General features: G+C 56.9%; 18 protein-coding genes and 1 tRNA gene. 14 read left to right on the plus strand and 5 right to left on the minus strand.

The annotated features are described in order from the left end of the window. Positions 1-227 precede the first annotated feature (227 nt). Complete coding sequence (locus HMPREF3169_RS04950) at positions 228-965, plus strand: ABC transporter ATP-binding protein (protein WP_061926034.1); 738 nt, start codon at positions 228-230, stop codon at positions 963-965. Next, a complete protein-coding gene (locus tag HMPREF3169_RS04955) occupies positions 965-3,508 on the plus strand; it encodes an ABC transporter permease (protein WP_070432964.1) in 2,544 nt (847 codons plus the stop codon). Before HMPREF3169_RS04950 ends, HMPREF3169_RS04955 begins: the two co-directional genes overlap by 1 nt. On the opposite strand, the gene HMPREF3169_RS04960 is transcribed toward HMPREF3169_RS04955, so the two are convergent. The 3 genes from HMPREF3169_RS04960 to HMPREF3169_RS13095 are packed head-to-tail and all read right to left on the minus strand — an operon-like array spanning position 3,505 to position 4,356. Next, positions 3,505-3,873 (minus strand): fluoride efflux transporter FluC, encoded by a 369-nt coding sequence (locus HMPREF3169_RS04960; protein ID WP_082778689.1) that lies wholly within the window; start codon positions 3,871-3,873, stop codon positions 3,505-3,507. The genes HMPREF3169_RS04955 and HMPREF3169_RS04960 overlap by 4 nt on opposite strands. Next, on the minus strand, positions 3,870-4,178 hold the full coding sequence (locus tag HMPREF3169_RS04965; protein ID WP_070455856.1) for a fluoride efflux transporter family protein: 309 nt from the start codon (positions 4,176-4,178) through the stop codon (positions 3,870-3,872). The genes HMPREF3169_RS04960 and HMPREF3169_RS04965 overlap by 4 nt, the downstream gene beginning before the upstream one ends. Before the next feature lie 10 nt (positions 4,179-4,188). Beyond that, entirely contained in the window at positions 4,189-4,356 is a 168-nt protein-coding gene (locus HMPREF3169_RS13095; RefSeq protein ID WP_168162618.1) for a hypothetical protein, read from the minus strand. A gap of 167 nt (positions 4,357-4,523) precedes the next feature. On the opposite strand from HMPREF3169_RS13095, the gene pgm reads away from it, so the two are divergent. The 5 genes from pgm (at position 4,524) to HMPREF3169_RS04990 (ending at position 8,495) form a co-directional block, all read left to right on the plus strand. After that, complete coding sequence (gene pgm / locus HMPREF3169_RS04970; protein ID WP_070455857.1) at positions 4,524-6,140, plus strand: phosphoglucomutase (alpha-D-glucose-1,6-bisphosphate-dependent); 1,617 nt, start codon at positions 4,524-4,526, stop codon at positions 6,138-6,140. Between the two features lie 16 nt (positions 6,141-6,156). Continuing rightward, positions 6,157-6,621, plus strand: coding sequence for a MauE/DoxX family redox-associated membrane protein (locus HMPREF3169_RS04975; RefSeq protein WP_061924440.1), 465 nt, complete (start codon positions 6,157-6,159; stop codon positions 6,619-6,621). Positions 6,622-6,656: 35 nt separating this feature from the next. Further along, entirely contained in the window at positions 6,657-7,427 is a 771-nt protein-coding gene (locus tag HMPREF3169_RS04980; protein ID WP_061924438.1) for a DsbA family protein, read from the plus strand. A gap of 139 nt (positions 7,428-7,566) precedes the next feature. Beyond that, positions 7,567-7,639 (plus strand) — tRNA-Ala (locus tag HMPREF3169_RS04985). Between the two features lie 133 nt (positions 7,640-7,772). After that, on the plus strand, positions 7,773-8,495 hold the full coding sequence (locus HMPREF3169_RS04990) for a fructosamine kinase family protein (RefSeq protein ID WP_246815598.1): 723 nt from the start codon (positions 7,773-7,775) through the stop codon (positions 8,493-8,495). A gap of 27 nt (positions 8,496-8,522) precedes the next feature. Here the strand turns inward: HMPREF3169_RS04990 and nadE are convergent, their stop codons facing one another. Beyond that, entirely contained in the window at positions 8,523-9,347 is an 825-nt protein-coding gene (nadE, locus tag HMPREF3169_RS04995) for an ammonia-dependent NAD(+) synthetase (RefSeq protein WP_070455859.1), read from the minus strand. Between nadE and HMPREF3169_RS05000 the strand changes: the two genes are divergently transcribed. The 5 genes from HMPREF3169_RS05000 (at position 9,346) to nrdE (ending at position 14,378) form a co-directional block, all read left to right on the plus strand. Beyond that, the gene (locus tag HMPREF3169_RS05000) at positions 9,346-10,716 is read left to right on the plus strand and encodes a sugar porter family MFS transporter (RefSeq protein WP_070455941.1); all 1,371 of its coding nucleotides are present in this window, start codon (positions 9,346-9,348) and stop codon (positions 10,714-10,716) included. The two genes, nadE and HMPREF3169_RS05000, sit on opposite strands and share 2 nt — an antisense overlap. Before the next feature lie 126 nt (positions 10,717-10,842). Further along, a complete protein-coding gene (ykgO, locus tag HMPREF3169_RS05005; RefSeq protein WP_003847162.1) occupies positions 10,843-10,965 on the plus strand; it encodes a type B 50S ribosomal protein L36 in 123 nt (40 codons plus the stop codon). 445 nt (positions 10,966-11,410) lie between these two features. Then, a complete protein-coding gene (gene nrdH, locus HMPREF3169_RS05010; RefSeq protein WP_061924430.1) occupies positions 11,411-11,650 on the plus strand; it encodes a glutaredoxin-like protein NrdH in 240 nt (79 codons plus the stop codon). 20 nt (positions 11,651-11,670) lie between these two features. Further along, complete coding sequence (gene nrdI, locus HMPREF3169_RS05015; RefSeq protein WP_061924427.1) at positions 11,671-12,102, plus strand: class Ib ribonucleoside-diphosphate reductase assembly flavoprotein NrdI; 432 nt, start codon at positions 11,671-11,673, stop codon at positions 12,100-12,102. Positions 12,103-12,215: 113 nt separating this feature from the next. Continuing rightward, the gene (gene nrdE, locus HMPREF3169_RS05020; RefSeq protein WP_061924424.1) at positions 12,216-14,378 is read left to right on the plus strand and encodes a class 1b ribonucleoside-diphosphate reductase subunit alpha; all 2,163 of its coding nucleotides are present in this window, start codon (positions 12,216-12,218) and stop codon (positions 14,376-14,378) included. Positions 14,379-14,493: 115 nt separating this feature from the next. Here nrdE and HMPREF3169_RS05025 read toward each other — a convergent pair whose 3' ends face one another. Next, a complete protein-coding gene (locus HMPREF3169_RS05025; protein ID WP_070455860.1) occupies positions 14,494-15,210 on the minus strand; it encodes a FadR/GntR family transcriptional regulator in 717 nt (238 codons plus the stop codon). 413 nt (positions 15,211-15,623) lie between these two features. Between HMPREF3169_RS05025 and nrdF the strand changes: the two genes are divergently transcribed. Continuing rightward, positions 15,624-16,613, plus strand: a complete 990-nt coding sequence (nrdF, locus tag HMPREF3169_RS05030; RefSeq protein WP_061924418.1) for a class 1b ribonucleoside-diphosphate reductase subunit beta — start codon at positions 15,624-15,626, stop codon at positions 16,611-16,613. 411 nt (positions 16,614-17,024) lie between these two features. Beyond that, positions 17,025-18,719 (plus strand): aa3-type cytochrome oxidase subunit I, encoded by a 1,695-nt coding sequence (ctaD, locus tag HMPREF3169_RS05035; RefSeq protein WP_070455861.1) that lies wholly within the window; start codon positions 17,025-17,027, stop codon positions 18,717-18,719. Positions 18,720-18,738 lie beyond the last annotated feature (19 nt).

Here is an 18,738-nt window from a genome sequence, read left to right on the forward strand (position 1 = left end):
CCCGGTTTCGGCGGCTTCGATGGGTCGAACGCAGGTTAATTCAGCAACGAAACTATCAACCGGCATTTCCGGTCTATGCACGGCGGGGGAGTGGAGTAGTTCAACGTGGCGTTGATGAACCTTGGAGAAGGATCGGAATCTTCTTAGCAGTTATACGCCGGTCGGGTGTGGCAGCTAGGCTGGGATGGATAGCTTAAAACCATCATTACCGTGAGGAGATTCCCACCATGTGTCCACCGGAGAGGGCAGCGGCGCGCGCCGTCGAACTTTTTAAGCAATACGGGCAAGGCGATACCGCTGTTACCGCATTGGACCATGTCAACGTGGTCTTCGAGCGCAATAAATTTACTGCCATCATGGGCCCGTCAGGTTCAGGAAAGTCTACGCTGATGCACACCATGGCCGGTCTTGATTCAGCTACTAGTGGTTCAGCCTTTATCGGCGACACGGATATGTCGCAGCTAAACGACAAGTCCATCACCGCACTGCGCCGTGACCGCCTAGGGTTCATCTTCCAGTCTTTCAACTTGGTACCTACCCTAACTGCGGCAGAAAACATTACCCTGCCAATGAATATCGCTGGCAAGGAAGTAGATAAGTCCTGGTTCGATGAGGTGACAACCCGTCTGGGATTGGCACAGCGCCTGAGCCACCGTCCCGCAGAGCTTTCCGGCGGTCAGCAGCAGCGCGTGGCGTGTGCGCGTGCGCTTGTATCCCGCCCAGAGATCATCTTCGGCGATGAGCCCACCGGCAACCTTGATTCCAATTCTTCCGCGGAGGTTTTGGATATTCTGCGTACCGCAGTGGATCAAGATGACCAGACCGTCGTCATTGTCACCCACGATGCCAAGGCAGCCTCATACGCAGACCGCGTGGTCTTCCTGGCCGACGGCAAGCTGGTCAACGAGCTGCAGAATCCAACCATGGAATCCATCCACAAGGTCATGGCGGAGATCGAAAGCTAATGGCTAGAAATACCACCATGCGCAAGGTCTCCTTGCGCAATATCGTTGCCCATAAGCTCCGCCTTGCGCTGACGCTGCTCGCGGTCGTCCTTGGCACCGCCTTTATTGCCGGCTCGTTCATGTTCACCAATTCCCTGTCGAATACTTTCGATGCGGCGGTTTCCAATGCTTTTACTGGTGTTGACGCTGCCGTCAGCAAGAAGGATTCGGGCCCGGACTTGGATGAAAAGATGCGCCAGGACCTAGCTAACGACGACATGGTCGGCAAGGTCAACATCGAAAGCGCGCAAAACGTGGTCGTCGCCAATGACAAGGCCGAAGCATTCCAGACCACCGGCGGTGGGGCGAGCGTTAGGCCCTACTACAACGCTGAAGAGTCGGTAGGTGAGCCCGGCGAGATTATCCAGGGCGAGGCGCCACACGGTACTGGCGAGGTCACCATCAACGATGCCGCGGCAGAAAAGTACGGCGTCACCGTTGGCCAAAAGCTGCTCGTTGTCCACCCTGACAAGCGTGACGAGGTCACCGTCGCTGGCATCGAGAAGCCAGCCGTGGACGCAGGCCCAAGTATTACCCTGCAGATGGATAGCAAGGCCTTCGTTGAACGCTACGGAAACTCGCAGCAGCTGAAGGTCTCTGCCGCTGAGGGAGTAAGCCCAGAGCAGCTCGTCGATCATCTTAACGCCACCTACGACGTCGAGGCGGAGTCCGGCGAAAAGCTTGCAGAGGAAATGTCGGATGCTATTTCTTCGGCGCTGAAGTTCGTCAATTACTTCCTCATTGCCTTCGGCCTCATCGCGCTGTTGGTCGGCACCTTCATTATCGCGAACACCTTCTCCATGATCGTCGCACAGCGCACCAAAGAGTTTGCGCTGTTGCGTGCGCTGGGCGCATCGCGCCGACAAATTACCCGCTCGGTCGTCGTTGAGTCCTTCATCGTGGGCCTTTTGGGCTCCGCGGTGGGCGTCGTCGCCGGCATGGGCCTGGTGGCGATCATCAAGGCCGTGCTTGCATCCCGCGGCATGCCTGCAGATAGCGGCCTCGGATTGAGCCCGCTTGCGGTCATCGTGCCCATCATTCTGGGCACCGTGGTTACGGTGGTTTCCGCATGGGCACCTGCCCGCCGCGCGGGTGCAGTCGAGCCGGTTGAGGCCATGCGCACCACAGAGTCCGCTGCGGCAAGCTCGCTGAAGGTACGCACGATCGTCGGCGGTTTGCTCATGGGCTCGGGCGTCATCTTCGTCATCGCCGGCGTGCTTGTCGACGCCGCGACTGGCATCCGCGCCGGACTCGTCGGCCTGGGCGCGCTCAACTTGATCGTAGGCTTCAGCCTCGCAGGCCCCGCACTTTCACTACCCATCGTTCCTACCTTGGGCCGAGTCATCGGAGCGCCTTTCGGGGCCATCGGCAAGCTGGCGTCTACCAACTCCAAGCGCAACCCGCGCCGTACCGCAGCAACCGCCTTCGCGCTTACCCTTGGCGTTGTCCTCGTGACTGCCATCGGCATGCTGGGCGCCACTATGAAGTCCTCCGTTGCGGAGACGATGGAGAAGGACATCAGCGCCGATTACCTGCTCTCCGGGCCTTCCCAGGGCAGTTTCCCCACTCCGGTAGAGACAGGCGAGCGCGCCGCCAAGGCCGAGGGCGCTGGCGAAGTCATCACTGTCGGCACCGCGCCGGTGAAGGTCGAAGACCAAGCCTCGTTGAACTATGGCCCCGAACACACCATGTCGGAGACGGTTGATTCCAACCCACAAAACATCTTCATGCTGAACATGGTCGAAGGCGATAGCGACATCGCCGAGGGCGGTTTCATCGCCGATGCCACCACCGCAGGCGAGCAAGGCTGGAAGGTCGGCGAGAGCTACGAGCTTTCTGGCATGGTTCCGGGCAAGACTACAAAGGTCGAGCTGAAGGGCATTTATGAGGACTTCCAGATGCTGCCCAAGCTGGCGGTTTCCCAAAAGGACGTCGAGAAGCTGCTGCCTGGCGACGCCCTGACCGTAGCGATGGTTGGCGTCAACGCAGCGGAGGGCGTCGACTTGGAGCAACTGCGCACCAACCTGGAGGAATCCGTCAAGGACCTCGTGGTGGTGCAGGTGGCTTCCGGTGAAGAATACGCTGGCGAGGCCGCAAGCATGATTAACCAGATGCTGACCATTCTCTACGCGCTGTTGGCGCTTGCGGTCATCATCGCGGTGCTCGGCATCGTCAATACGCTGACCCTGGGCGTTATCGAACGCCGTCAGGAAATTGGCATGCTGCGCGCCGTTGGTACCCAGCGCCGTCAGATCCGCACGATGATCACCCTGGAGTCCGTCCAGATTGCAGTATTCGGCGCAGTGGTGGGCATGATTCTGGGCCTGGGCCTAGGCTGGGCCTTTATCAAGGTACTGTCCGAAGAGGGGCTTGGTAGCGCCGTTATTCCGTGGGGCATGCTGGCCATCTTGCTGGTGGGCTCTGCCGTGGTTGGCGTGCTGGCCGCGCTATGGCCAGCACATGGTGCATCCAAGACTCCGCCTTTGGATGCAATCGCGGACTAGAAGTTCTGATAGATAATCGGAGCCCACATCGCCCCGCGCCAGGCTAGAACGATGCCCAGCGCGAGGGTGAAGAAGAGGTACTGGATACACTTCCAGTACCTCTTTTCTTTAAGCATTTCTCCGAGCTCCTTGGCTAGGGTCGACCACGTGGAGAGCCCGCCGGCGAACCCGACGATGGCTAGGGGATAGAGGACCTCGCTAAGCGCGCCGCTTACTTGCTCAACAAAGCCGTAGGCGAAACCGATCGCGAGCGCGCCACACATATTTGCGGCGAAGGTGCTAACCGGAGCGGGCAGTACCTTGGTGAAACCGTAGCGGGCCATGCCGCCGAGGAAGGCGCCGGAGAGGATGTAGAGAACAATCACTTGGCGCCTACCTTGTCACCCAGGAGATAGGCTATAACGCAACCAACCACCGTTGCCAGCACGTAGCAGCCAGCCTGCGCGGCAGTAACGGAGGAGGTTAGGAAAGCGAACGTGGCGAAGCTAGTAAAGCCGCCGAGAACGCCCGTGCCCCAGAAGGGCCCCGGCTTGAAATAACCCATCAGGGCGCTGCCCAAAACGTTGATTAAAAGCAGCGGAATCATTCCTCCGCCCAACAGGGATGACAAAAAATAGCGGGCTACGGCGCCTAATGCGGCGCCGGACCCGACTACTAGTGCTTGAGGCATGGCCTACATATTACTTCCACTCCATCTGCTGGGAACGGACGAACGCCTCAACTTCCTCAACTGGCTTGTTGAGCTTGGGATCAAACTTCAAATAGGCCTTGGTCTCGCGGGCGATGAGAACGAATGGACCCCAAATCACCCCGGCGATGCTGTTGAGAATATTTGTCACTGGTTCCATGCTGAAAAGCTACTACGTGACAGAAAAGGTGATTTGTAGATCTGGTTCACATTTTCCCCCTTGTGGGGGTTAAAAGTCCTGCGAAACTCCACGTGGCTTGGCAAGCTAAAGCCACGCCTAAAACGGACTTTTGTACCTCCCCATCCACCCCCCTAAAGGAGCAATCCATGGCACATGAACGAGCTGGCCAGCTTGCGCAACCAAGTGACCTCATCGATATCGCGGAGCTTGTTACCGCCTACTACACCCGTGTTCCCGATGTAGAAAATCCGGACCAGCAGGTGGTCTTCGGTACCTCTGGTCACCGCGGTTCGGCTTTGGATGCCGCTTTCAATGAGCGGCACATTCTGGCCATTACCCAGGCCATCGTGGATTACCGTAAAGAGCAGGGCACCACGGGCGCAATCTTTGTTGGCCGCGATACCCATGCGCTTTCGGAGCCGGCCATGGTCTCTGCATTGGAGGTCCTGCTTGCAAATGAGGTTGAGGTGCGTGTCGACGACCGTGGCCGCTACACCCCAACCCCTGCTATCTCGCATGCCATCCTGACGCACCCAGGCACTGACGGCATCGTCATCACGCCTTCGCATAACCCGCCACGCGACGGCGGCTTCAAGTACAACCCACCAACGGGCGGGCCTGCCGATACTGTTGCCACGGATTGGATTGCGGCGCGCGCCAACGACTATCTGCGAGAAGGTCTTTCCGGTGTTGCCCGTGTAAACGTTTCCGGCGTGTTGGACGAGCGCTGCGCAAAACACAATTACGTCGATTCTTACGTGGCCGACCTGCGAAACGTCGTGGACATGGATGCCATCAAGAAGGCCGGCCTGCGCATCGGCGCTGACCCGATGGGCGGTGCCTCGGTGGACTATTGGGTGGCCATTGCCGAGCAATACGATCTGGACCTTACGGTGGTGAATCCGGCGGTGGATGGAACTTTCCGCTTCATGACGCTCGATACCGATGGCTTGATTCGCATGGACTGCTCCTCGCCGAACGCCATGGCCTCGCTCATCGCAAACCGTGAAAAGTTCGATCTGGCCACCGGCAACGACGCGGATGCGGACCGCCATGGCATCGTCACCCCGGATGCCGGGCTGATGAATCCAAACCACTACCTCGCAGTGGCCATTGACTACCTGTTTAGTCACCGCCCACAGTGGGGCAATGCTGGCGTGGGCAAGACGTTGGTTTCTTCCTCCATGGTGGACCGTGTCGTCGCCAAGCTCGGGCGCGAGCTGGTTGAGGTGCCTGTCGGCTTCAAGTGGTTTGTGCCTGGCCTTCTAGATGGCAGCATCGGCTTCGGTGGGGAGGAATCTGCTGGTGCTTCCTTCCTGCGTTTCGATGGCTCCGTGTGGTCTACCGATAAAGATGGCATCATCATGGATTTGCTCGCTGCTGAAATCACTGCGGTAACCGGCAAGAGCCCGTCGCAGCGCTACGCGGAGCTGGCTGAAGAATTCGGTGCCCCAGCTTATGCGCGCACCGATGCACCCGCTGACCGCGCGCAAAAAGCCATCCTGAAAAAGCTTTCCCCGCAGCAGGTAGAGGCCACAGATCTAGCCGGCGAGGAAATCACCGCTAAGCTCACCGAGGCGCCCGGAAATGGGGCTGCCATCGGTGGCCTTAAGGTGACAACCCGCAATGCTTGGTTTGCCGCGCGCCCATCCGGCACGGAAGATAAATACAAGATTTACGCGGAGTCTTTCCTGGGTGAGGAACATCTCAGGAAAGTGCAAGAAGAAGCACAGGAACTTGTTACCCAAGTGCTAGAAGTTTAGGGCTAAACTATCTCGGGTGACTAAGAAAATCGACAAGAAGCTGATCCTGGACGTCATTAGTGCGTTCGCTCGCTTCTACATGGCTTATATCTGGATTAAAGCCGGTTACGCCAAGTTGGGTGAAAATCTTTCAGTAACCCAATCTATTAGTGCTTATGAAGTTTTCACACCCGAGTGGTCTGGATATCTTGCGTATCTAATCGCCCCATTGGAAATCTGTGGTGGCGTCCTGCTGCTTCTAGGTCTTTTCTTGCGTCCGTCCTCTAAGGTTGCCACTTTTGTTCTTTTGCTGTTCATGATCGGCATCGGGCAAGCTTGGGGCCGCGGTTTGGGAATTGATTGCGGATGCTTCACAGTCAATCCTGACGAAGAGGCACAAGTGATGAACTATATGCAGACTCTTGCTCGTGATACGTTCTACCTAATCTTGACGGTGTGGACGATTAAGCGTCCGTTCAACAAATTTGCGTTGCACCCTTAGACTCTTAGAGCAAGCCATTTAAAAGGAGAATGTCAGTGGCAAAAGTAACTAACCCGAATAGCAAGGGTAACTCGGGCTTTTTCTGGGCAGTTGGAGTTCTGCTCGTTATCGCGGCCGTCGTTATTGGATACATCGTTATCAGCGGCAAGGACGCAAAGTCCGACAAGATTGCAGAAAACGCAGTCGACGTCACTATGGAAACTTCTGTTGATGACAACGGAATTGTGACGTTGAAGAGCGCAAAGACCAAGGAAAGCGCCCCAGAAGTAGACCTCTATGAGGACTTTTCTTGCCCTCACTGCGCTGAGCTCGCTGAAGGCAGTGACAAGGCGATGAAGGAAGCAGTCGAAAAGGGCGAGCTGGTTGTCAACGTGCACCCAATGAACTTCCTGGATCTGCGCGGCGTCGACCTGGAAAAGTTCATGTCCGATGACAGCATCAAGCTGGAGGGACACTCCTCCAAGTCCGCATCCGTGATGGACATTATCGCTCGTTCTGGCGATGCGAAGGCTTACTGGAACATGCGCGCTTACCTGTTTGAGAACCAGCAGTCCGTTGGCTCCTGGGACTTTGAGGACTTTGCAGAAGCTGCCAAGGGCTTCGGTGCTGACGGTGATGTGCAGAAGCAGATCAAGGACGCTGGCGTCGAGGCTGGTAACGAGATTGGTCGTGCGAACGCAAAGAAGCTTAAGGAAACCACGGGTACTGTTTCCTCCCCGCGCGTCATCAAGGACGGCAAGGACATCAACCCACCGAAGGGTACTCCTGTATCCCAGTGGAACTTTGTCCCGCAGGTAGTCAAGTAAGACTCTCGCGCTTCGCGAACCTCATGGGCAGCCGGTTATCGGCTGCCCATTTTTGTATTCCTGCAGGCGATTTGGTTCCGCTAAAAAGTTTCTGCTAACTTTATTTCAGTTGCTAGCGCGAGGTAATCGCGTTGGGAATGGGGCTATGGCGCAGCTGGTAGCGCATCACACTGGCAGTGTGGGGGTCACGGGTTCGAATCCCGTTAGCTCCACTTGATTCAAGGGTCGTCACTTTTGTGGCGGCCCTTTTTCTATTCCTTATTTAATGGGTTGTTTGTTTCTTAGCTCCTGCTAAGAGTACATGTCCGGGGTGGGGGCGTACGGTGGGGCGCCATGGAGACTTTTATGAAGCGAGTAGGCACTGCGGACCAAGCTGGCGCCGAGGTAGCGGGGTTGCGGTGGCTGGCGCAGGCACGGCCTGACGTTGTTGCTGAGGTGGCGGGAGTAGGAGCGCGCTTCATTAGCACCCGTCGCGTTGTGGAGTCGCGGCCGACGGCTAATGCCGCGCAGGCTTTCGGCCGGGCGCTGCGCGAGGTGCACGATGCGGGCGCGGATGCCTTCGGTGCAGCCCCGGCGGGGTGGAAGGGCCGCAATTATATTGGCCGCGTTGAGCAGGAATGCCGGCCGGTCGCGCACTGGGGCGATTTTTATGTGCACCAGCGGGTGCTGCCCTTCGTGGAGGTTAGTGGAGCACTTGGTGTGGAGTGCAGGGACGTCGTCAAGCGCGCCTGCGATGCGGTGCTAAAGCGGCAGTGGGATGTGCGTCCCGCGCGCATCCATGGCGATTTGTGGGCCGGAAACGTGTTATTTACTGCCGAAAGTGCGGTGATGATTGACCCGGCCGCCCATGGCGGGCACCCGCACACTGACCTGGCCATGCTGGCTCTTTTTGGCGCGCCCTACCTGGACGATATCTATCGCGGCTACGGGCTATCGCCCGATGAAAAGCGTTGGTTCCCGCTCCATCAGCTACATCCCCTTGCGGTACACGCGTTGACCCATGGCGTGGCCTATCATCGCGCGCTTGGCGACGCCGCGCATGCCACCCTGCAACTTTTAGAAGGATAGGTCGGGCTCGTTGTAGCGAGTACGGAGCTAAAGCGAGTGCGGGCCCGGCGGCATGATGCGCTTGTGCGCGCCGCGATGCCAGAGCTCTTCGATACGGGTACGGGCAGAGTCCGGGACCTCTTTGCCCTCAAGGTAGTCATCGATATGAGCGTAACTTACCCCGAGAGCTTCCTCGTCAGGCAGCTGTGGGCGGTCTTCCTCCAAATCTGCCGTGGGGACTTTCTTCCACGTCGACTCCGGCGCGCCCAAGTGGCGCAGCAGCTGGGCGCCCTGGCGCTTGTTGAGCCCTTCCAGCGGCACGAGGTCAGCCGCACCATCGCCCCACTTGGTGAAGAAGGCCGCGAGGTTCTCGGCAGCGTGATCGGTGCCGATGACCAGCGCGCCGACTTCACCGGCGATGGCGTACTGTGCCGTCATACGCAGACGGGCCTTGACGTTTCCGCGGTTGAAATCGCCTAAGCCCGGCTTGCCCAGGCTCTTCGCCACGGCGTCGTCAATGCCCTGCGTGGCCGGGGCGATATCCACCGTCAGGCGATGATCCGGCTGGATGAAGTCAAGGGCAATCTGTGCGTCCTCTTCATCGACCTGCACGCCGTGTGGCAGGCGTACCGCCCAGAACTGCGCGCCTTCAACTTTCTCCACCGCCATCTGCGCCAGGCGGCCGGCCAGAGTGGAATCCTGCCCGCCTGAAATGCCCAGGACGAAACCTTTGGCGCCAGTGTTGCGCAGATAATCCGCAAGGAAGTTAACGCGCGATTTCACTTCTTGTTCTGGATCGATTAAGGGCTTAACACCCAGGGCTTTTATGATACTTTCTTGCAACGGAAGTCCAGTTTGCGACATGACGCCCATGGTAGCGGGCTGCAAGGATGAACGAGTGAAGAATAAAACCTATGTCAAAGTCGTCGCCGTAGTCGCCGCACTAGGTGGCCTCCTCTTTGGCTACGACACCGGCGTTATGTCCGGTGCGCTGCTATTCATCGGTCCCGAATTTGACATGAATGCCAACCAAGAGGGCTGGGTTACCTCCATGCTCTTAGTCGGTGCCGCCGTCGGCGCGCTTGTTGCCGGCCGCGTCGCGGATGCAATCGGCCGCCGCAAGACCCTGACTCTCGGTGGCGCAGTATTCGTCGCTGGTTCGGTGTGGTGTGCGCTTGCCGGTTCTGTTGTGGCACTAGCTGCCGCCCGCACCTTCCTGGGGGTTGCGGTAGGCGCGGTATCCATTGTTTCGCCGATGTATATCTCCGAGATTTCCCCAGCGCGTGCCCGCGGCCGCCTGGTTTCGCTGAATACCTTGATGATCGTCGTCGGTCAGTTGGTGGCCTACCTGGTCAACTCCGCGCTCGCTGGCACCGGCTCATGGCGGTGGATGCTAGGCCTTGCCGCCGTACCAGGCGCCATGCTCGCCGTGGGCATGATCTTCCTGCCCGATACACCGGCCTGGCTGCTAAAGAAGCATCGCATCGACGAGGCCTGGAAGCTTGCTGCCCGGGTCGGTATCTCTGGAACCGAGCTCGGAACCGCTGGGGCGGCGGGAGCTTCCGAAGCCGCGAAACGCGGCGAGTGGGCGCGCTTAAAAGAAGAACGCTGGCTGCAAGTGACCGTGCTGCTTGCCATGCTGATGGGACTTACTCAGCAGATAACCGGCGTTAATGCCATCGTGTATTTTGCCCCGACCATGATGAGTCAGGTGGGTATTTCTACTGCGAACGCCGTGTATACCTCCATCCTCATCGGTACTGTATCCGTAGTCGCCTGCTGGTTGGGTCTGAAAGTCGTCGACCGTATCGGGCGCAAGCGCCTGCTCATCATCGGCCTGACCGGAAACGTCATTTCCTTGGTCGTTCTTTCCATCGCGTACCGCTTTGCCGAGGGCTCAAAACCTATGGCGTTGTTGTCGCTGGCGTTTATGGCCCTTTTCATTGCTTTCCAGCAGGCCGCTGTATCGCCGACCACCTGGCTGCTCATCTCCGAGCTCGTTCCCCCTGAGGTTCGCGGCATCGGCATGGGCATCGCTGGGCTTTCCCTGTGGGTAACCAACTGGGCGGTCGCGCAGTTCTTCCTGCCAATGGTCGAGTGGTTGACTGGCCCCGTTGCCTTTATGATCTTTGCTTTCTTAGGCTTTGCGGCGATCGCTTATACCAAGCTGTTGGTGCCGGAGACGATGGGCCGTAGTCTGGAAGAAGTAGGCGATGAGATGCAGGAGCGCTACGCTAATTAATCAGTGTTTTGGTTATGGCGCGCGCGTGGGGTAAGGTTTTTCCTCGTGTCATGGCCGTAACTTTGATGGCTGTGCTTTAAAAGTATTCAACCGCATGAAGTTTGCGCATAACGAAAGGAGCGCCCGATGAAGGTTCGTAAGTCTCTTCGGTCGCTGAAGAAGAAGCCGGGCGCCCAGGTTATTCGCCGCCACGGTAAGGTCTTCGTGATCAACAAGAAGGATCCGCGCTTCAAGGCTCGCCAGGGCTAGAAGCATCGGCTTTCTTGATTAGAAGCACCCGCCTAGGATTTCGGTTCTAGGCGGGTGCTTTTCTTTTGTGCTTGCCGACGTCGCTTTGGCTGCCCGATCCGCATCTCCTGTTGCGGGTGTGTTGTTAAAGCGATCAGTGGGCAAAGAATTGGTGACAATAGTGTTCTTTATCACAACTTTAGGTTGCCGGCAGGTAAACTTGCAGGAGTCTCATCGATGTAATTTCATGGCCGAGCGTCGGGCGGGTCAACATGTGGGGTCTGGGTGGATAACATCCTGGGAATATCACGAATGTAACTACTATATGTAGTGTGGGTTGCAGCTTTTTGCCACAAAGTATAGTGTCGTTCGTGTCGTTCCGGTGGGCTGGATGAAGCGCTAAAAGCGCACCTAGTTAGGCCGGATAACCCTTAAAAACTTGAACTAGCGTCAAAGGACTTTCATCATGAGCATCACTCTCTACACCAAGCCAGCCTGCGTCCAGTGCAACGCTACTAAGAAGGCCCTCGACCGTGCTGGCCTTGAATACACCTCTGTAGACGTCACCCTTGATGATGATGCTCGTGACTACGTCATGGCACTGGGGTATGTGCAGGCGCCGGTCGTTGAGGCCAATGGTGAGCACTGGTCTGGCTTCCGCCCAGAGCGCATCAAGGAGCTGGCCGCTCTAAGCGCCACCGCTTAAACGGGGCAGGGCTTATAGCAATGTTGGTTGTGTATTTTTCCTCCGCAACGGAAAATACCCGCCGTTTCGTTGACAAGCTGGGCCTGCCAAGCGCCCGCATCCCACTGCGTAAGAATGATGAGCCGCTCATTGTGAATGAGCCTTATGTTCTTGTCTGCCCCACCTACGGGGGAGGGGCCTCTGTTAGCCGCGAGAACTCTCGCCCTGTTCCGGGGCAAGTCATTCGTTTTCTCAACAATGAGCACAACCGCGGCCTCATCCGCGCGGTTATCTCCGGCGGAAACAGTAACTTCGGCGCAGACTTTGGCAAGGCCGGAGACGTAATCTCCGCCAAGTGCAAGGTGCCCTACGTTTATCGCTTCGAGTTACTTGGTACCGATGAAGACGTTAAGATTTGCAGGGAAGGCCTGCTGGCGAACGCAACGGCCCTAGGGCTGGAAGCCGCTGCCTAAACTTATAAAAATAGGTAACTGTGCAATGCGCAGTTACCTTACATATTTTTCTAAACCGTTTCTCACCGCGGCGTAAGACATGCGCTGCCAAGCAAAGGAAGGCTCCAAAAGCCGTGACAACGCAATTGGGCAAGACCGTAGCCGAACCAGTGAAGCCAGAAGAACAGCTTGATTACCACGCTCTGAATGCCTTGCTGAACCTTTACGACGAAGAGGGCAAGATTCAGTTCGATAAGGACCACGAGGCTGCCAACCAGTTCTTCCTGCAGCATGTCAACCAGAACACGGTCTACTTCCACGACTTGGAAGAAAAGATGCGTTACCTGGTGGAAAACAAGTACTACGAGCCAGCTCTGCTCGAGCAGTACGACTTTGACTTCATCAAGTCCCTATTCAAGCGCGCTTATTCCTATAAATTCCGCTTCAAGTCCTTCTTGGGTGCGTACAAGTATTACACCTCTTATACGCTCAAGACTTTTGACGGCCGCCGTTACCTCGAGCGCTTCGAGGACCGCGTTTCTATGACAGCTCTGTTCTTGGCAGACGGTGACACCACCATCGCTGAGCACCTCGTCGACGAAATCATGACCGGCCGCTTCCAGCCGGCAACCCCGACCTTCCTCAACGCTGGCAAGGCGCAGCGCGGCGAGCTCGTTTCCTGTTTCCTCCTGCGTATCGAGGACAACATGGAGTCCATCGGCCGTTCCATTAACTCTGCGCTACAGCTTTCCAAGCGCGGCGGCGGCGTGGCACTCTTACTGTCCAACATCCGCGAGGCCGGCGCTCCGATCAAGCACATCGAGAACCAGTCCTCCGGCGTTATCCCAGTCATGAAGCTGTTGGAGGATTCCTTCTCCTACGCAAACCAGTTGGGTGCGCGTCAGGGCGCAGGTGCCGTCTACCTCAATGCGCACCACCCAGACATCATGAACTTCCTCGACACCAAGCGTGAAAACGCCGACGAGAAGATTCGTATCAAGACCCTCTCCCTGGGTGTCGTCATCCCGGACATCACCTTCGAGCTGGCCAAGAAGAACGACGATATGTACCTGTTCTCGCCATACGACGTCGAGCGCGTCTACGGCAAGGCCTTCGGTGACATCTCCATCACCGAGCACTACGAAGAGATGGTCGAGGACCCACGCATTCGCAAGAAGAAGGTCAACGCCCGCCACTTCTTCCAGACCATCGCCGAGCTGCAGTTTGAATCCGGTTACCCGTACATCATGTTCGAGGACACCGTAAATAACGCGAACCCGGTCAAGACCGGTCGCATCAACATGTCCAACCTCTGCTCGGAAATCCTGCAGGTCAACTCTCCGTCCGTATTTGCCGACGATCTCAGCTACGAGACCATGGGCTCCGATATCTCCTGCAACCTTGGTTCGCTGAATATCGCCACCACCATGGATTCCCCAGACTTCGCTTTGACCGTCGAGACCGCCATCCGCGGCCTAACCGCCGTGGCCGACAAGACCGCCATCAACTCTGTACCTTCCGTGCGCAAGGGCAACGATGATTCCCACGCCATCGGCCTTGGCCAGATGAACCTCCACGGTTTCTTGGGCCGCGAGCACATCGAGTACGGCTCCGAGGAAGCGCTGGACTTCACCAACGCCTACTTCGCCGCGGTCCTCTACGCTGCTCTGCGTGCTTCCAACAAGATTGCCCGCGAGCGCGGCGAGTACTTCTCCGAGTTCCCGCAGTCTGAGTACGCCTCTGGCGAGTTCTTCGATCGTTATGACCCAGCCGAGTTCGCCCCACGCACCGCACGTGTGCAGGAGCTTTTCGACGCCTCGTCTATCCACACCCCAACTGCGGAAGACTGGGCTGCGCTGAAGGCGGACGTCGCCAAGCATGGCCTCTACAACCGCAACCTACAAGCAGTGCCGCCGACAGGCTCCATTTCTTATATCAACAACTCGACCTCTTCGATTCACCCAATTGCGTCGAAGATCGAAATCCGTAAGGAAGGCAAGATTGGCCGCGTCTACTACCCGGCGCCGCACATGGACAACGACAATCTGGAGTACTTCAAGGACTCCTACGAGATCGGCTACGAAAAGATCATCGATACCTACGCTGCCGCCACCAAGTACGTGGATCAGGGCTTGTCCCTGACCTTGTTCTTCAAGGACACCGCCACCACCCGCGATATCAACAGGGCGCAGATTTACGCATGGCGCAAGGGCATCAAGACCTTGTACTACATCCGCCTTCGTCAGATGGCGCTTGAAGGAACCGAAGTCGAAGGCTGCGTTTCCTGCATGCTCTAACTGCAAAGAGCCCTCACCTTAACGGGTGAGGGCTCTACTTTTGTTCTTGTGTTTGTTTCGCTCTTTTCGCCTTGCTTGTTTGCTTCTTTCCCCTTGCTTGGCGCAAAGGAGCCTTTTAAGCCTTCGCTCCGGCGCTTGCGCGGGCCTCGTCCAGGATGGCCCGCGCGATATTCTCCGCATCGTCTGGGCGTTGCTCCGCGATTGCGCGCGCCAACTCTTGATGCAAGTGGGCGGTGCCGGCGATGGGGTTGCGCTTTTCCGAACCGAAAACTGACTTTCCTTTGAGCATTGAGAGTAGGGAAGGGGTAAGCGCCGCGAACATCTCGTTGCCCGAAGCGTGCAGCACCATACTGTGGAAGCGCAGATCCGTAGCTAGCTCTTCGCCAACTCGGCGGGAAGGCTTCATCTCCAACTCGTGGAGACGCTTTGCGAGCTCCAGGATTTCTTCTCTTTCCTCTTCCGTTGCTTCCGTGGCGGCCATCCTTGCGGCGATCGGTTCGATGGCAAGGCGGAGCTGATTGAGAGAATTGAGCTGCTTTTTCTGGGAGGCCTCGCAAGCTAGGCGCCAGTCAATAATCGATTGATCGAATACTGACCACTCGCTCAACGACAGAACCGTAATACCGACGCGCCGTGAGGAAGAAACCATGCCTAGCTGCTCCAGAGCGCGCATGGCCTCGCGGGCAACGGTGCGCGAAATGTCGAAACGAACGCAGATATCTTGCAAGGTGAAGCGCTGGCCAGTTTCAATGGCGCCGCTCACTATTTCTGCGCCGATTTCGTCCAGAACAGTATTGAGCAGGGGAGTAGGAGACTCGCTGGTGCTGGTCACTGTAGGGGCTCCTCCTTTTATGAGACCGCAGTTTGAGAGTGCACGAGACAAAGCTGAAAGAGAATAATTGCCGGCATCCATAAGCCAATCTTGAAACGTAAATACATCTTAAGCGATTGCCGAATCGAACGCTTTCAATGCGTGCAATAGTTTTTGAATTGCGTTCAACCTCTAAACTTTCGGGGTACGCACCAAAGTTGTATTTCCCGGCTTTTCTAAAGCTCAGATTAGGCAGTCTTTGATTCCGACCTTGAGACTACTTGTTAGGCCGCATTTGAGACCGCCGTTTAGGCCGCTTTCTAAAGCTGCAGCGCTCATCGTTGGCCGGGCCTAGGGTGGTACGCTCGTTGGAGAATGGTTAACCGCAGTTAGCCCAAGATGAATTCCGTTTAAGAAGAAGGTGGAGTCTGACCGTGTCGCACGAGTATGACGAGTACATCGCTAGCCACGCAGAGCCTGTGAAGGCTATTAACTGGAATACCGTTCCAGACGATAAAGATTCCGAGGTCTGGGACCGTCTTACCGGCAACTTCTGGTTGCCAGAGAAGGTGCCTGTTTCCAACGACTTGCAGTCTTGGAAGACCTTGACTGAGCACGAGCAGCAGACCACCATGCGTGTCTTCGCGGGTCTTACTCTCCTCGACACCATTCAGGGCACCGTTGGTGCTGTCTCTTTGCTGCCAGATGCAAAGACTCCGCACGAGGAAGCCGTCTACACCAACATCGCTTTCATGGAGTCGGTTCACGCGAAGTCCTACTCAAACATCTTTATGACGCTGGCTTCCACTCCGATGATCAACGATGCATTCCGTTGGTCTGAGGAAAACGAGAATCTTCAGCGCAAGGCCAAGATCGTCATGTCCTACTACAAGGGCGCCGATCCGCTGAAGAAGAAGGTCGCCTCCACTTTGCTCGAGTCCTTCCTCTTCTACTCCGGTTTCTATTTGCCGATGTACTTCTCTTCCCGCGCTAAGCTTACTAACACCGCGGACATCATCCGCCTGATTATCCGCGATGAAGCAGTTCACGGCTACTACATTGGCTACAAGTTCCAGAATGGCTACAACGAGCTTTCTGAAGCGGAGCAGGCAGAGATTAAGGAATACACTTTCGATCTTCTTTACGATCTCTACGACAACGAGATTGACTACACGGAAGATCTTTACGACGAGCTCGGCTGGACCGAAGACGTCAAGCGCTTCCTGCGATACAACGCCAACAAGGCGCTGAACAACCTCGGCTTCGAGGGGCTGTTCCCGGCGGACGAGACCCGGGTTTCCCCGGCCATCTTGTCTTCGTTGTCTCCGAACGCGGACGAGAACCATGACTTCTTCTCTGGCTCTGGTTCCTCTTACGTCATTGGTAAGGCAGAAGACACCACCGATGAGGACTGGGACTTCTAACTCGTTCCGCCAGCTCGGCTGCCACCTCCCTCTCTTGAGTCGCATTTTTAACAGCGACTGTTGAGCGTTGGGAGCCACGCGCACTTCCAAGGATTAATCAATCTTCCGGTTGATTACCTTAGGGGGTGCGTTTCGTTGTTTTAACGCCAGGCAACCGCAAAATCCTGTGGCGAGAATCACGCAGAAGTGCAATGGTTTTGGGGCAGGTTTTCGGCCGGTGGCCGTCGTGCTGGGAATTTTCGAAAAATACTGCCTAAAAACGGGGTTAACTAGCTTCTATGGCCATTGGGGAAAGCTGGAAATTTCACAGCGAAGTCCCCTAATATAAGTCGAGTAAACCTAGGTGTTGTGGCGCTAGGTCTTATTTTGAGGCTTTGGCGTGCACGACACTTGTTCTTCAGGAGGAAATTAATGACCGCTGTGGCGCCAAGGCTCGACGATTACGTCGCGCCAACTCGTCCAGAGCCGACTGGCAATGCCAAGACCGGCTCTAAGGCTTGGGTAATGCTCACCACCACCGACCACAAGCAGCTGGGCATCATGTACTTGATCATGTCCTTCAGCTTCTTCTTCCTCGGTGGCTTCATGGCCCTGTTGATTCGTGCTGAGCTTTTCAGCCCGGGTCTGCAGTTCCTGTCCAACGAGCAGTTCAACCAGCTGTTCACTATGCACGGCACTGTGATGCTGCTGCTGTTCGCTACTCCCGTTGTGTGGGGTTTCGGTAACTACATCCTGCCGCTGCAGATTGGCGCGCCGGACGTTGCCTTCCCACGTCTGAACGCATTTGGCTTCTGGATCACCCTGACTGGCGGCATCGTTATGCTGCTGGGCTTTGTCACCCCGGGCGGTGCAGCTGACTTCGGCTGGACCATGTACGTCCCGCTTGCCGACGCCGTCCACACCCCAGGCATCGGTGCCGACATGTGGATTGTCGGTGTTGGCGCTACCGGTGTTGGCACCATTGCTTCCGCAGTCAACATGATCACCACCATCCTCACCCTGCGTGCGCCTGGCATGACCATGTTCCGCCTGCCGGTATTCACCTGGTGTATCTTCACTGCTTCCGTCATTGTTCTGATGATCTTCCCGCTGCTGACCTCTGCAGCACTGGGCATCTTGTACGACCGCAAGCTCGGCGGCCACATCTACGACTCCGCTAACGGCGGCGCTATCCTGTGGCAGCACCTCTTCTGGTTCTTCGGCCACCCTGAGGTTTACGTCTTGGCGCTTCCGTTCTTCGGCGTTATCTCCGAGGTCGTTCCGGTCTTCTCCCGTAAGCCAGTCTTTGGCTACATCGGCCTGGTGTTCGCGGTTCTGGCCATCGGCTCCCTGTCCATGGCTGTGTGGGCGCACCACATGTTCGTTACCGGCGCTATCCTGCTGCCGTTCTTCTCCTTCATGACCTTCCTCATCGCGGTTCCGACCGGCGTTAAGTTCTTCAACTGGGTAGGCACCATGTGGAAGGGCCACATCACCTGGGATACCCCGATGATCTTCGCTATGGGCTTCATGTCCACCTTCCTCTTCGGCGGTATGACCGGCGTTATGCTCGCTTCCCCGGCACTGGACTTCCACCTTGCTGAGTCCTACTTCCTGATTGCGCACTTCCACTACACCCTGTTCGGTACGGTTGTGTTCTCCGCGTTCGCAGGTCTGTACTTCTGGTTCCCGAAGATGACCGGCCGCATGCTCGACGAGCGCCTCGGCAAGATTCACTTCTGGCTGACCTTCATCGGCTTCCACGGCACCTTCCTTGTCCAGCACTGGGTGGGCAACATGGGTATGCCACGTCGCTACGCTGACTACCTCGAGTCTGATGGCTTCACCGTCTACAACCAGATCTCCACGATCTTCTCCTTTGTCCTCGGTGCTTCCGTTATCCCGCTGGTTTGGAACGTCTTCAAGTCCTGGCGCTACGGCGAGATCGTTACCGTTGATGACCCTTGGGGCTACGGTAACTCCCTTGAGTGGGCTACCTCCTGCCCGCCGCCGCGCCACAACTTCGTTTCCCTGCCGCGTATCCGCTCTGAGCGTCCGGCCTTCGAGCTGCACTACCCGCACATGGTTAAGCGCATGCGCGAGGAAGCACACGTCGGCCACCACTAGAGCTTTTAGCACTGACTGT

This window comes from Corynebacterium sp. HMSC08C04, assembly GCF_001807495.1.
GTDB lineage: Bacteria > Actinomycetota > Actinomycetes > Mycobacteriales > Mycobacteriaceae > Corynebacterium > Corynebacterium simulans.

Bases quoted from the DNA above. Each gene is read 5' to 3' on its own strand.
- HMPREF3169_RS04950 (WP_061926034.1), top strand. From the start codon at position 228: ATGTGTCCACCGGAGAGGGCAGCGGCGCGCGCCGTCGAACTTTTTAAG.
- HMPREF3169_RS13095 (WP_168162618.1), bottom strand. From the start codon at position 4,356: ATGGAACCAGTGACAAATATTCTCAACAGCATCGCCGGGGTGATTTGG.
- nrdI (WP_061924427.1), top strand. From the start codon at position 11,671: ATGTTGGTTGTGTATTTTTCCTCCGCAACGGAAAATACCCGCCGTTTC.
- HMPREF3169_RS04955 (WP_070432964.1), top strand. From the start codon at position 965: ATGGCTAGAAATACCACCATGCGCAAGGTCTCCTTGCGCAATATCGTT.
- HMPREF3169_RS04965 (WP_070455856.1), bottom strand. From the start codon at position 4,178: ATGCCTCAAGCACTAGTAGTCGGGTCCGGCGCCGCATTAGGCGCCGTA.
- ctaD (WP_070455861.1), top strand. From the start codon at position 17,025: ATGACCGCTGTGGCGCCAAGGCTCGACGATTACGTCGCGCCAACTCGT.
- HMPREF3169_RS05000 (WP_070455941.1), top strand. From the start codon at position 9,346: ATGGTAGCGGGCTGCAAGGATGAACGAGTGAAGAATAAAACCTATGTC.
- nrdH (WP_061924430.1), top strand. From the start codon at position 11,411: ATGAGCATCACTCTCTACACCAAGCCAGCCTGCGTCCAGTGCAACGCT.
- HMPREF3169_RS04990 (WP_246815598.1), top strand. From the start codon at position 7,773: ATGAAGCGAGTAGGCACTGCGGACCAAGCTGGCGCCGAGGTAGCGGGG.
- pgm (WP_070455857.1), top strand. From the start codon at position 4,524: ATGGCACATGAACGAGCTGGCCAGCTTGCGCAACCAAGTGACCTCATC.
- ykgO (WP_003847162.1), top strand. From the start codon at position 10,843: ATGAAGGTTCGTAAGTCTCTTCGGTCGCTGAAGAAGAAGCCGGGCGCC.
- nadE (WP_070455859.1), bottom strand. From the start codon at position 9,347: ATGGGCGTCATGTCGCAAACTGGACTTCCGTTGCAAGAAAGTATCATA.